Source organism: Cyanobium sp. BA20m-p-22, assembly GCF_024346275.1.
Classification (GTDB): Bacteria; Cyanobacteriota; Cyanobacteriia; order PCC-6307; family Cyanobiaceae; genus Cyanobium_A.
In genome coordinates this window covers 1-11,415 of the sequence record NZ_JAGQCQ010000090.1, presented here as the reverse complement: position 1 = coordinate 11,415, position 11,415 = coordinate 1, and the positions used below count along the sequence as shown (strand labels likewise).

Annotated in this window: 15 protein-coding genes; 2 read left to right on the top strand and 13 right to left on the bottom strand. The window is 67.5% G+C overall.

Annotated elements, in window-relative coordinates; genetic code table 11:
• From KBZ15_RS09495 to KBZ15_RS09475, 5 genes are all read right to left on the bottom strand, one after another.
• Window positions 1-647 (bottom strand): Ni/Fe hydrogenase subunit alpha (locus tag KBZ15_RS09495; protein WP_255014946.1); only part of this gene is annotated, 647 nt, incomplete at its 3' end.
• The gene (locus KBZ15_RS09490) at window positions 644-1,210 is read right to left on the bottom strand and encodes a potassium channel family protein (RefSeq protein ID WP_255014945.1); all 567 of its coding nucleotides are present in this window, start codon (window positions 1,208-1,210) and stop codon (window positions 644-646) included. The genes KBZ15_RS09490 and KBZ15_RS09495, both read right to left, overlap by 4 nt.
• Window positions 1,210-2,301 (bottom strand): FUSC family protein, encoded by a 1,092-nt coding sequence (locus KBZ15_RS09485; RefSeq protein WP_255014944.1) that lies wholly within the window; start codon window positions 2,299-2,301, stop codon window positions 1,210-1,212. Before KBZ15_RS09485 ends, KBZ15_RS09490 begins: the two co-directional genes overlap by 1 nt.
• Entirely contained in the window at window positions 2,302-2,478 is a 177-nt protein-coding gene (locus KBZ15_RS09480) for a hypothetical protein (protein WP_255014943.1), read from the bottom strand.
• 13 nt (window positions 2,479-2,491) lie between these two features.
• Window positions 2,492-3,652 (bottom strand): HlyD family efflux transporter periplasmic adaptor subunit, encoded by a 1,161-nt coding sequence (locus KBZ15_RS09475; RefSeq protein WP_255014942.1) that lies wholly within the window; start codon window positions 3,650-3,652, stop codon window positions 2,492-2,494.
• 87 nt (window positions 3,653-3,739) lie between these two features.
• On the opposite strand from KBZ15_RS09475, the gene KBZ15_RS09470 reads away from it, so the two are divergent.
• Window positions 3,740-5,188, top strand: a complete 1,449-nt coding sequence (locus tag KBZ15_RS09470) for a TolC family protein (protein ID WP_255014941.1) — start codon at window positions 3,740-3,742, stop codon at window positions 5,186-5,188.
• 13 nt (window positions 5,189-5,201) lie between these two features.
• Here the strand turns inward: KBZ15_RS09470 and KBZ15_RS09465 are convergent, their stop codons facing one another.
• The 8 genes from KBZ15_RS09465 to KBZ15_RS09430 form a co-directional block, all read right to left on the bottom strand.
• Complete coding sequence (locus KBZ15_RS09465) at window positions 5,202-5,780, bottom strand: oxidoreductase (RefSeq protein ID WP_255014940.1); 579 nt, start codon at window positions 5,778-5,780, stop codon at window positions 5,202-5,204.
• A 15-nt stretch (window positions 5,781-5,795) separates the two neighbouring features.
• Window positions 5,796-6,539: a bidirectional hydrogenase complex protein HoxU gene (gene hoxU, locus KBZ15_RS09460; protein ID WP_255014939.1), complete on the bottom strand. Its 744-nt coding sequence runs from the start codon at window positions 6,537-6,539 to the stop codon at window positions 5,796-5,798.
• Window positions 6,536-8,008, bottom strand: coding sequence for a NuoF family protein (locus tag KBZ15_RS09455; RefSeq protein ID WP_255014938.1), 1,473 nt, complete (start codon window positions 8,006-8,008; stop codon window positions 6,536-6,538). The genes hoxU and KBZ15_RS09455 overlap by 4 nt, the downstream gene beginning before the upstream one ends.
• Entirely contained in the window at window positions 7,999-8,388 is a 390-nt protein-coding gene (locus KBZ15_RS09450) for an NAD(P)H-dependent oxidoreductase subunit E (RefSeq protein WP_254931465.1), read from the bottom strand. The genes KBZ15_RS09455 and KBZ15_RS09450 overlap by 10 nt, the downstream gene beginning before the upstream one ends.
• Window positions 8,372-8,638, bottom strand: a complete 267-nt coding sequence (locus tag KBZ15_RS09445) for a hypothetical protein (RefSeq protein WP_231596224.1) — start codon at window positions 8,636-8,638, stop codon at window positions 8,372-8,374. The genes KBZ15_RS09450 and KBZ15_RS09445 overlap by 17 nt, the downstream gene beginning before the upstream one ends.
• A 208-nt stretch (window positions 8,639-8,846) precedes the next feature.
• Window positions 8,847-9,809, bottom strand: coding sequence for a tRNA glutamyl-Q(34) synthetase GluQRS (gene gluQRS / locus KBZ15_RS09440; protein WP_255014937.1), 963 nt, complete (start codon window positions 9,807-9,809; stop codon window positions 8,847-8,849).
• 91 nt (window positions 9,810-9,900) lie between these two features.
• A complete protein-coding gene (locus KBZ15_RS09435; protein ID WP_255014936.1) occupies window positions 9,901-10,176 on the bottom strand; it encodes an HU family DNA-binding protein in 276 nt (91 codons plus the stop codon).
• Window positions 10,177-10,366: 190 nt separating this feature from the next.
• Window positions 10,367-11,047 carry an MBL fold metallo-hydrolase gene (locus KBZ15_RS09430; RefSeq protein ID WP_255014935.1) on the bottom strand — a complete coding sequence of 227 codons (681 nt, stop codon included), beginning with the start codon at window positions 11,045-11,047 and terminating at the stop codon, window positions 10,367-10,369.
• Window positions 11,048-11,168: 121 nt separating this feature from the next.
• On the opposite strand from KBZ15_RS09430, the gene KBZ15_RS09425 reads away from it, so the two are divergent.
• Window positions 11,169-11,415 (top strand): hypothetical protein (locus KBZ15_RS09425; protein WP_315859869.1); only part of this gene is annotated, 247 nt, incomplete at its 3' end.

The window sequence follows — 11,415 nt, the reverse complement described above, 5'->3', positions numbered from 1 at the left end:
AGCGGCCCATCCAGCAATTTTTTGTAGAGCTCCAGCGCCGCGGCCGCGGTGGCCCTGGCCTCTTGTAGCCGTTCCAGGATCCAATCGCGGGCCATGGCGCTGAGGGGCGAGCGCACCCCACCAGGCACGGCCCAGGCCGAGTGGATCTTGCGGCCCGCCAGCAGCTCAATGATCTGCTGGCCAAACTGGCGCAGGCGGATGCCGGCGCGGGCCAGCTCGGGATCGGCCGCCATCAGGCCAAACACATTGCGCTTGGCCGGATCGCTCTCCCAGCCCAGCAGGAAATCGGGGCTGCTGAGGTGGAAAAACGAGAGGGCATGGCTCTGGCAGATCTGGGCCAAATTGAGCAGCCGCCGCAGCTGGCGGGCCGCCGGTGGCGGCTGCACCCCCAGCAGCTTGTCGCCGGTTTTGGCCGCGGCCAGCAGGTGGCTCACCGGGCAGATGCCGCAGATGCGGGCGGTAATGCCCGCCATCTCCGTGAAGGGCCGACCCTCACAGAAGGTCTCGAAGCCGCGATACTCCACCACGTGGAAGCGGGCAGCAGCGATCTCGCCGGCGTCATCGAGGTGCAGGGTGATCTTGGCGTGGCCCTCGATGCGGGTCACCGGGTCGATCGTGATTGTGCGGGGGGTGGAATCGGGGTTCACGGCAATCGGCCTTCGCTGACAAGACGCAGCAGGGTGATGCGCTGAACCACATACACCAGCTGGGCCGTACTCCAGCCAGCCATCAACACCCCGTTAACCGCCTCCGCGACGCTGAGCAAACGCCAGCAGGCAGGGAGGGTCATGTCGCCATAGCCGACGGTGGTGAAGGTGATGCCAGAAAAATAGAGACTTCCCTCCAGAGCGGGGAATAGACCAAGACCGCGATACAGCAGGGCCCAGAGCAGGATTTCCACCCAGAGGGCCAGGGCAGTGAGCAAGGCCATGGCCACAATCATCAACAGGCGACGCCGGCTGCGGGCCCCACACCAGGCGTCCAGCCGGGGCCGGTGGGTGAGCTCCGCCTGGAGCACGGTGACCAGGGTGTGAATCGCTGCAGTGAGAACCAGCATGCCCACTGCCATACCCAGTTGACCCAGCAGGCCGATGCAGCCAGCCGCAGGGATCGGCTGCCTGGCCTGAGCCAGGGCTGGGGAGGCGGCGGCCAGCAAACCCAGGCCAACGACGAGCCTCGATGGGCGCTGCAGCAGGGCGATGGGGCGCATCAGGTTCGCTCCAGCTCAGGCAAGGGCAACCCGAGCCAGCGGGCTTCTTCCCGCGCGGCCGGGAGAAGCCTCTGCAGCTGCTGGGCGGATGCTGCAGGATCAGCCTCGAGTTGCCGGTAGCGGCGCAAGGCGCTGGTGGGAAACAGCAACAGCCCTACCGCCAGGGCGAGGCCGCAGCCCATCAGGTAGTCAATCCAACGGTGGGGGATGTACCAGGCCACCAGAGGGCCGTAGCCGACAAAAGCCACCCCACTGGAGATCAAAGCCGTGCGCAGGTAATTGGCGCTGTTCAACGCCATCACCAAAGCGGCCGTACCACCCATCACCAGCCCGGTTTGCAGCGGCCCGATCCCCAGGGTGTTGAACACCAACAGAGGCATCAAAACCCCCAACGAGATGCCGACCATCCGGTCGCGAACCCTCGCGAGGGTATCGCCGATGCTGTCGTTGAGCAGCAGCACCACACCGAAGTAGAGGTATTTCGGTGTGACGGCTCCGATCCCTTCCCCAATGGCCAGGGCAAGACTCGCAAACACGAGCTTGCGCCAAAAGAATGGCGATTGCAGGCCCGCTTTCACCCGCTCGGCCAGGGGAGGCTCGGCAGAGCCCTGGGCCGGGCTTTCCCCAGGGGGGACCTCGGCTGAAGCGAAGGCCAGCTGCAATGCGGTGCCGCTGGCCAGGCCAAGGGCAATGGCGAGCAACTGCTGGCCCCAGTCACCCCAACTTGGGGAACTGCTCAGTAGCGGCAGGACTCCCGCCACCGCCATCACGCCGGAGAGCAGGCGTAATTTGCCCGGCAGCAGCAGGGTGAGGAACTGCATCAGTGCCGCCACCAGCCCGAATACGAACACCTGGGGCACCGAGGCGAGGGCAAGCCCCAGGGCCACGCCAATCGCCATGCAGAAGCCGACGACCAGCAGCAAAACCGGATAGATCGCCAGGGGCCAGCGGCTGAAATCGGGGCGCACCACTACAGCAGCGATCACCGCGCCATAGGCGATAGCCCCGCTACTGAGGCCAATGCCATCGCAGAGCGCACTGGTCAGGCCAGCCGCCAGGCCGATCACCAGGACCCCGCGCAACGGCACCATTCAGGGGCGCGGGGGGCGCAGCGCCTGGGCCCAGCCCACCAGCAGCACCACCACCACCAGGGCAACCCAGAACCACAGCCGCGGCGGCGAGCTGCTGGCTGCAATCACCAGCAACACCAGCGCGATCCAGGGAGCTGGCTGACGCCAGGGGCTCAACCAACGCCCGCGGTTATTCATAAAACCAAACCTCTCATCGCTCTGCTCCGCCAAGCCAGCGCAGGAACGGCAGCACGAAGCTCACCAGGGAACGCCGTTCAACCTCCACCTTTGCCCGGGCGGGAGTGCCGTTCTCCAGGGGCAGATCGGGCCCTTGGCCACTACTCCAGCGCAACCCGCTGGGGCTGCTGGCCGCCTCCAGTTCCACGGTCACCAGCTGCACCGGCGAGCTGATCTTGTCGGCAGCTGTGGCCAGGGGGTCGCCACCCTCACCGAAGGCGGCCTGGCGGCTGCGGGCGATCAGGCTCTGGGCCAGTTCCGGATCCCCCACCACCCGGCTCACCTCGGCTAGATCGGCGGTAGCAGGTGAAATGGCGACGATTTTTCCCTCGACAGAGCCGTAGCGCTCAGCCGTGCCGCCGTAGCGCTCCCGGGTCTGCAGCAGGGGATCGAGCTGGATCGACCCACCGAGCCGCAGGCGCACCGCATCGGCATCACTGAACAGGGCGGTGGCCAGGCGCGGGCGGCTGGCTTGCAGGGGCCCGGGGCCCAGGGTTCCGAGCCGCTGGCCCGGCAGCACCGCCTGCCCCGGGCTGACCGCCAAACTCAGCAAGCGGCCAGAGCGGGGTGCCAGCACAGCCTGGGCATCCTCCTGCCCCTCCAGTTCGGCCCGGTTGGCATCGAGCTGGGCCAGCTGGCCCTCCAGCGCCTTGATCTGGCTCTGGTTGCGCAAGTACAGGTCCTGCGCTCCCACCCAGAGGGGGCTGTAGCGGGGGATGACCTCATCGCGGCGCAAGGTCTCGAGCGCCTGCAGCTGCTTCTGCACAGGCTGGTTGGTGCTGCGCAGGGTGGCGATCTGGGCCCGGATTGCCTGCTGCTGGCGGTCGATGGCCTGTCCCTGACGAACCAGGGCAGCAGGATTGGGACCCACCGTCCCAGCACCCGCCGCCGCCTGATCCACCCGATTCAGGCTGGCCAGCAGCTCGCCCTGGCGCACGGCGTTACCGACGCGAAGGGGCAACGCCTGTACCTGGCCTGCCGATCGCGCGTAGAACCCCACGCGGCTGTCGGGCTGGAGCAACACAGCACTCCCCTCAACCTTCACCGCCACCGCTGGCGAGAGAGACCAGGCTGCGACGATCGTGGTGACGACGGCCATCGGCAGCAGGCGCGGAGCCCAATCAGCTGCTGCCATGCCGACTTTCTTTCCTACCACTGAACCAGTGGCCCTATCGTACCGGCTACACGCCTTTGCCCAGCTTTGAGTCGGCGATCCCGCTGGATGGGGGCAGTCACAGCGGTGATCCTGGGTCTGGCTACTGGCCCGGCCGCCCGGGCGCTCACCCCCCCACTGGTGCTCAGCCGCCAGCAGGCCCTTGAGCTGGGATTGGGCGCGTCCCTGAGCCTGCGCAGCCAGGTGCTGAAAGCGGAGGAGAACCAGGCCCTGGTTGGGTTGGCCCGCACCCGTTTTCTGCCCAAACTCGATCTGGTGGCCCTGGGCACCTTTGCCCAGGTGAACACTGACATCGGCTTCATTTCCAACCTGCCCACAATCGGTGACCTGAGCCTCAACCTCGGTGCCGACGGTTCGGCCCTGATCAACAACACCTTTGTGAATCTGGGTTTGATCTTGCGGATGCCGTTGCTGGATTTTGGCCGCAGCCCGCTAAAGCAGGCTGCCCAGGCCGATCTGCAGGCGGCCCGCGCCGAGCAGGAGGAGCAGCAACGGCGTGCCCGCTTTGAAATTTTGAGCCGCTACCTCTCTGCCCAGTTGAGCGCCGCCCAGATTCCGGTATGGGAAAGCTCGCTGGCGTTGTCCCGCCAGTTACTGCGCGACGTAAATGCAATCCGCCGTGAGGGCCTTGCCCCACGCATTGATACCTATCAAGCCGAGGCCCTGCTGCAAGCAGACCTGCAGGGATTGGCAGAGGCCCAGGCCCAGCATGAAATCGCCCTCAGTGGCCTGGCCCGCGTGCTGAATCTGGCGGCCGAATCCCGCGTCGAACCCGCTGACCCCCTTCAGACGGATCCGGCTTGGGGCCACAGCTTGGGCGAGAGCCTCAGCAAAGCCGTGGAGCAGCGCCCTGCCCTGGAAAGCCTTTCGCAACTCCAGCAGGCCCAACAAGCCAACGTGCAATTGGCCCGAGCTGGACGGTTGCCCAGCGTCGGCCTGCTGGTGGGAGGGGGCATCAGCGGCAACTGGCTCAATGTTCCAAACCTCAGCGCTACCCCCTCTGTCAGCGGCAGCAGTGGCAGTGGCGCTGGCGTGACTTTGCCAACCGTCAACACGAGCGGCAGTGCCTCGGGCAGCTTCGTCGACTGGGGTGCCGCCATCAGCGTGCGCCAGCCCATCTTTGACGGAGGCCTCAGCCGCGAGTCGATTGCCCTGGCCCAGCGCCGTGCGGCCCAGGCGGAGATCGCCCTCCAGCAGGCCCAGCAGGCCATCATCCAAAACGTGGAAACCTGGTTCGCCACCCACCGCGCAGCGGCCGCCCAGACCGCCGCCACGCGGGCGGCCATCGTGGCGGGAGAACGGTCGGTGCAGGATGCCCTCCTGCGCTATCGGGCCGGCCTCTCTTCTCTGACCGAGCTGTTGGTGGCCCAGCGCAACCTGCAGGTGGCCCGCTCAGCTGAGGCCCTGGCGATCTACCGCTGGAACCTGAGTCGGGCTGGGCTGGAATTGGAAACGGGTCTGGTGGACGTCCCATCGGCGGGCGGCCCGGCGGGTTGATCGCAGCTTGCCCTCAGCCAAAATCCAGCATGGCCGGGCCTTCCATCGGTGGCGCCTCGCCACGCAGCAGGGCCTCGAGAAAGGTCCGGATCCGCTCGGCCGAAGGGGGGCAGCCCGGCAGGAAGTGATCCACCGGGATCAGCTCATGCAGGGGCAGCACCCGCTCCAGCAACTCCGGCACGATGCCCGGGGCATGGGGATGCTGGGCGCCGGTGTCGGCCAGCTCCACATAGCCGCGCTCCAGCACGCTCTGGCGGCTGCCGCCCTCGACGCCGGCCCAGAGGTTGCGCATGCCCGGCACGTTGGCGCTGACGGCGCAGTCGCCGAAGGACACCACCACCTTGCTGCGGGCCCGCAGCTGCAGGGCGAGTTCAAGGTTGTCGGCGTTGGCCACCGCCCCCTCCACCAGGCACAGATCCACACCCTCGGGAAACACCTTGATGTCACTGGCCACCGGCGAGTAGACGATCTCCACCCGCTCGGCGAGCTCAAAGAGCCATTCGTCCAGGTCGAGGAACGACATGTGGCAGCCGCTGCAGCCCGCCAGCCACACCGTGGCGAATCGCAGCTTTGGGGGTAGGGCCATAGTCATTGGTTGTGCCAAGGGTCATTGGTTGTGCCAGTGGTGCTCGGTGCGCGCCTCGACCAGCTGCTGGGCCCGCTCGGGGTGGGGCTGCTTCTCGCCGCTGCCATCCTCCTTGCGAAACAGGGCGCCGGTGGGGCACACATCGACGCACTTGCCGCAGTTGGTGCAGGCCGCCACCTCCCCCCAGGGCTGATCCAGGCCGGCGATGATCGAGCAGGAGCTGCCCCGATAGCCCACATCCCACACGTGCGCCCCCTCGATCTCATCGCAGACCCGCACGCAGCGGGTGCAGAGGATGCAGCGGTGGTGATCCAGGCTGAACAGGGGGTGGGAAGCGTCCACCTGGCGCCGGGGGTACTGGTAGGGGAAACGGGAGTGGTCCATGCCCACCTCCACCGCCACGGCCTGCAGCTCGCAGGCGCCGTTGGCGACGCAGACGGCGCAGACATGGTTGCCCTCGGCGAAGAACAGCTCCACCGCCATGCGCCGGTAGGTGTCCAGCTCGGGGGTATGGGTGTGCACCACCATCCCGTCGGCCACGGCGGTGACGCAGGCGGGCTCCAACTTGGGATGGCCCTCGATCACCACCAGGCAAAGGCGGCAAGCCCCCACCGGCGTGAGGCCATCGAGGTGGCAGAGGGTGGGCACCTGCAGGCCCGCCGAGCGGATCGCCTGCAGCAGGGTGGCTTCAGCGGCTGCCTCAACCACGAGCCCGTTGATGCTGAGCCGCACTGGAGGCTGGGCTGGGAGCTGGGCCCCTGTCATGGGGCGATGGGCGCCGCGATGGGAGCCTCAATAGCAGCCTCGTATTCGGCGCGGAAAAACCGCAGGGTGCTCAGCACCGGATTGGGGGCCGACTGGCCCAGGCCGCAGAGGCTGGTGGCCTTGACCATGCCGCAGAGCTGCTCGAGCTGCACCAGATCAGCCGCCGTCGCCCGGCGCTCGACAAAACGATCCAGCAGCTGGGCCAACTGCACCGTGCCGGCCCGACAGGGCAGGCACTTGCCGCAGCTTTCATCGACGCAGAAACGCATGAAATAACGGGCCAGCTCCGGCATCGCCATCGACCCATCGATCACCACCATGCCGCCGGAGCCCATAATCGAGCCGAGCGACTGCAGGCTCTCGTAATCCACCGGGGTGTCGAGCAGCGCCGCCGGCACGCAGCCGCCGGAGGGGCCGCCGGTCTGCACGGCCTTCACCCGCCCCGGTGGGCTCTGGCCCATGGCCTCCACGATGGTGCGCAGGCTGGTGCCCATCTCCACCTCAATCAGGCCCGTGTGCGGGATGGCGCCGGAAAGGGCGAACACCTTGGTGCCCTTACTGGTGGCCGTGCCCATGGCGGCATACCAGTCACCGCCCTCCCGCAAGATCGCCGGCACGGCGGCAAAGGTTTCCACGTTGTTGATCAGGGTGGGCAGGCCCCACAGGCCCGACACCGCCGGGTAGGGCGGCCGCGGCCGGGGCGTGCCCCGCCCCCCCTCGATCGAGTGGAGCAGGGCCGTTTCCTCGCCACACACGTAGGCCCCGGCACCGATGCGCAGCTGGATCGGCAAGCCCGCCAGCACCCCCCGGGCCTCGGCGGCGCCGATGGCGGTGCGCAACCGCTCGATCGCCAGCGCATATTCGGCCCGCACGTAGATGAAGGCCTCGGCGGCACCGACGGCATGGGCGGCGATCGCCATGCCCTCCAACAGCCGGTGGGGATCCCCTTCCAGCACCGCCCGGTCCATGAAGGCGCCGGGATCTCCCTCATCGGCGTTGCAGACGACCGCCCTGGTGGGGCTGGCCTGGGCGGCCACCAGCTGCCACTTGCGGCCGGTGGGATAGCCCGCACCGCCGCGGCCCCGCAGACCACTGCGCTCCACCTGCTCGATCACCGCTTGCGGCGCCAGCTGCCGGCAGCGATCCAACGCGGCGTAGGCGCCCTGGGCAATCGCATCCTCGATCGAATTGGGATTGACCAGGCCGCAGCGCTCCAGCACCACCGATCGCTGCAGAAGAAAAAACGGATGGGCCAGATCCAGGCGCCGCTCCCCCGCCACTCCAGCCACCAGCTCGGTGGAGCCATCGGCGTGGTCGGCCGCCGCCAGGGGGCCCATGCCGCAGAGCCGCAGGCAACCCACCGGCTTGACCCGATCAGCACCCACCTCCGCCTCAAGCCGCTGCCTCAGGGCCGCCCCCCCGGCTGCCCGACAGGCCGTGGCATCGCAGCAGCGCCAGCTCACGCCCATGGCAGCGCCTCTGGCTGGCCCATGGCCAGGACTCCATCGACCACCAACACCGGGGCCTGGCCGCAAGCCCCCATGCAGCTGGTGGTCTCGAAGGCCACCCCCCGCTGCCGCAGGGCGGCCTCCAGCCGCTCGGCCCCCCGCACGAAACAGGCGGTACCCCGGCAGACAACGCAGCGATGGGGCGGCGGCGGGTCGAGCCGAAACAGGTGGTAGAAGCTCGCCACACCCATCACCTCGCTGAGGGGACGGGCCATGCTGATGGCCAGCTGCTGCAGCTCTTGCCTGGGCAGATAGCCATGCAGCAACTGCACGCTGTGGAGCCGCTCGATCAACGAGTCGCCCGGATCATGGGATGGCGATCGCTCAGGTTTCGTTGCCACCCAGGTCATCCTCAAATCCCTCGTCTGGATCAAATTCACTCCAGCCGGGGCTGGCGTCGTTGAACAGGCCATAGCGCGCCGTCTGATCGTCCATCAAGGTGTTGCCCGTGGGCCGCGTGTCACAGCTGATGCCGCCGTCAGCGGTGGGCTGGCAGTTGTCGAATTCCACTCCGGCGCGGGCGGGCGACGGCCCCAGCAGGGCCAGGGAGAGTCCTGCCAGGGCAAGGGAACTGATTGGCAGAAGCTTCATCACTGGGGCAGCGGCGGCGGGGTCGGTCTACTGAGATGATGGCTGAGGTTTTGCGTCTGAGCGATGTACACCGATTGGACTGCCGTGATTCTGCTGCTGTTGACCGCAGCGCCACTGGCCGTTGTGGTGGCAACGGCAGCATTCTTTATCTGGCGAAAAAAGAAGCAGAAATGATCAGGCCCCTGCCGGCACCCTTGCCAGAGGTTGCTCAGGCCTGGGGAGCCCCCAACAGATGGTCGAGCCGTTCAGGGCATGGCCCCAGCTCCTGCAGCAGCTCGATTGCACTCAGGCGCCCGCCGGCCGGCACCAGGCCGGCACTGGCTGCCAGATCTCCAACCACCGAGGCGGCATCGAGACCACGCTGGCGGTAGGCAGCGAGGCCCTCGCCCCCCTCCCGTTTGCTCAGCCGCCGGCCCTGCCCATCTCGCCAGAGCGGCACGTGGCCGTAGCTCGGCGGGTCTGCCCCCAGGGCTGCCATCACGGCCACCTGGGCGCCGGTGGCGCTCCAGAGGTCACAGCCGCGCACCACATCACTGATGCCCAGGCTGAGCTCATCTACCGCCGTGGCCAGGTGGTAGGCGAGGAAGCCATCGGCCCGGCGCAGCACCACATCACCCACTGCGCTGGGGCCGTCAAGCTGACCTGGGAGGCCATAGCTTTCTAGCCAGCGCAGCACCCCAGGCCCCAAGCGCAACCGCCAGCTCGGCAGCCGGCCCTGCAGGGGCCCCCAACCTCCATCCCGGCCGCGACAGGTGCCGGGATAGACAGTCAAGGCTGCATGGGGAGCAGAGATATCGGCCAGCAGGCGGCGACTGCAACGGCAGGGATAGAGCAGGCCCTGCCTGCGCAGGGCGGAAAGCACCGTGCCGTAGAGGCCGCGTCGCTGGCTCTGCCGCAGCAGCGGCCCATCCCAATCCAGGCCAAGCCAGCGCAGGTCGGCCAGGATTGAAGCCTCCGCGCCCGGGCGATTGCGGGGCGTATCGAGATCGTCAAGGCGCAGCAGCCATTCCCCACCCCGCAGGCGAGCGTGCAACCAGCCCAGCAGGGCGGTGCGCAGGTTGCCCCGGTGCAGGGCGCCCGTCGGCGAGGGAGCGAATCGCCCCCGGTAACCCTGCCGGCGCCGCAGCAAACCGGCTTCCAGCAGGGCCTGCAAGTGGCTGGGCAGGGGCATGGCCGCTGAGAACAACAAAGCGGGATAACAAAAAAGCGGCCCCGCAGGACCGCTTCAGCAAGGGTGGTCCGGTCCTGGAACGATGCCCGGATCAGCCCTGAACCCGGTCCTTAAACATCTTGCCAGCGGTGAAGGCAGGCACCCGCTTGGCAGGAATTTTGATTTTCTCGCCGGTCTTGGGGTTCAGACCCTGACGGGCGGAACGATCCCGGGGTTCAAAGGAACCGAAGCCCAGAATGGAAACCTTCTTGCCTTCCACCACCGAATCAATGATGGTTTCGATGGCAGCATCCACCACCAGGGAGACGTCGGTTTTGGTGAGCTCGGTGCGGGCAGCAACGAGGTTGACTAGATCAGCTTTGTTCATAGGAGGAAGAAGCCTCGGGGTTGACGGTCGGGATCCGACAGAAGGTGGCGAGTCGGAAACGCCGACCGGCCCGGAGTTAAGCCTCGCAATCGTATGGGGACTCAGCCCTTGCTGCAACAAGAAAGTGCGGCGGCGCAACGGTTTTCGTGACAATTTCCGCACATAGGGCGGATCGGAGTGGCTGCCGGCATCACAAATCGAGGCCCGCCAGCAGGGCAGCTCCCCCAGTTACGAGCTTTTCGCCCCGCAGCGCACCAAGCCCGCCACCACTGGCGATCCAGGCCGGGGAGCCCGCCGGCAACCAACCGCGCAGCAGCTCCAGACTGCGCAGCTGGCGGGGCCAGTGGAAGGTGCGCGCCGTGGGCAATGGGGCCAGGGCCGCCGGCCCAGTTGGCACCAACAGACGGCCGCAGAAAAGGCCATCAAGGGCTCCTGCCCGCACATGCAACACGCAGGCCCCGGGCGTCGGACCGGGTGTCCAAAGCAGCTCCACCCCCGGTGCCAGGCAATGTTCAGCCGCAAAGCTTGAGCATTGCCGCACCCCGGGCAGGAGGTAGGCCTCCTGCTCCTGCACCAGCACGGGCCAGCCGATGGCCTCCTGAAAGCGGCGGCAGCGCCCATGCCCCTCGCGACTGGTGAGCACGATCGTGCCTGGACCCACCTGGAGCGAGCGCCGTTGAAGTATCTCCAGATTGGCCTGGGTGTATCCGGGACAATCCACCAGCAGATCGCCATCGCCGCCATAGGCCGAGCCTTCCAGCAGCCAGCTGCTACCTCCCTGGCTTTCGCGGCTGGGCGCGAACAGCCACAACCCCGCAATCACCTGCTGGGGCGGGCGGCCGGGTTCGGGGGGCTGGGTGAGCAAGGCCAAGGCTGGGGCGGCGGCAGGTGGGGAGAGCAGGGCAAGAAGGTCTGGAGACGGCCACCTCAGCAGGATCCTGCTGCCCCCAGCGAAAGGCCTGCTTAACGTTGCCGTATCCAGGCCAGGCCCATTGACGGTCCAATTCAACAGTCCTGAGCTCTCCATGGACCCCAGCGCCAACCACCACCAGGGCAAGGGGCTGCACATCGGCCATCCCTGGCCCCTGGGTGCCAGCCTCACCGCCAGGGGGGTGAATTTTTCTGTGGTTGCCCCCCTGGCCACCCGGATCGAACTGCTGCTCTTCAGCCACGGCGACGCCACCGAAGCCGACCGGATTGTGGAGCTCGACCAGCGGCACCGTTCCGGCGACCACTGGC

Bases quoted from the DNA above. Each gene is read 5' to 3' on its own strand.
- KBZ15_RS09465 (WP_255014940.1), bottom strand. From the start codon at position 5,780: ATGACTATGGCCCTACCCCCAAAGCTGCGATTCGCCACGGTGTGGCTG.
- KBZ15_RS09455 (WP_255014938.1), bottom strand. From the start codon at position 8,008: ATGGGCGTGAGCTGGCGCTGCTGCGATGCCACGGCCTGTCGGGCAGCC.
- KBZ15_RS09490 (WP_255014945.1), bottom strand. From the start codon at position 1,210: ATGCGCCCCATCGCCCTGCTGCAGCGCCCATCGAGGCTCGTCGTTGGC.
- gluQRS (WP_255014937.1), bottom strand. From the start codon at position 9,809: ATGCCCCTGCCCAGCCACTTGCAGGCCCTGCTGGAAGCCGGTTTGCTG.
- KBZ15_RS09475 (WP_255014942.1), bottom strand. From the start codon at position 3,652: ATGGCAGCAGCTGATTGGGCTCCGCGCCTGCTGCCGATGGCCGTCGTC.
- KBZ15_RS09445 (WP_231596224.1), bottom strand. From the start codon at position 8,638: ATGAAGCTTCTGCCAATCAGTTCCCTTGCCCTGGCAGGACTCTCCCTG.
- KBZ15_RS09435 (WP_255014936.1), bottom strand. From the start codon at position 10,176: ATGAACAAAGCTGATCTAGTCAACCTCGTTGCTGCCCGCACCGAGCTC.
- KBZ15_RS09485 (WP_255014944.1), bottom strand. From the start codon at position 2,301: ATGGTGCCGTTGCGCGGGGTCCTGGTGATCGGCCTGGCGGCTGGCCTG.
- KBZ15_RS09480 (WP_255014943.1), bottom strand. From the start codon at position 2,478: ATGAATAACCGCGGGCGTTGGTTGAGCCCCTGGCGTCAGCCAGCTCCC.
- KBZ15_RS09470 (WP_255014941.1), top strand. From the start codon at position 3,740: ATGGGGGCAGTCACAGCGGTGATCCTGGGTCTGGCTACTGGCCCGGCC.
- hoxU (WP_255014939.1), bottom strand. From the start codon at position 6,539: ATGACAGGGGCCCAGCTCCCAGCCCAGCCTCCAGTGCGGCTCAGCATC.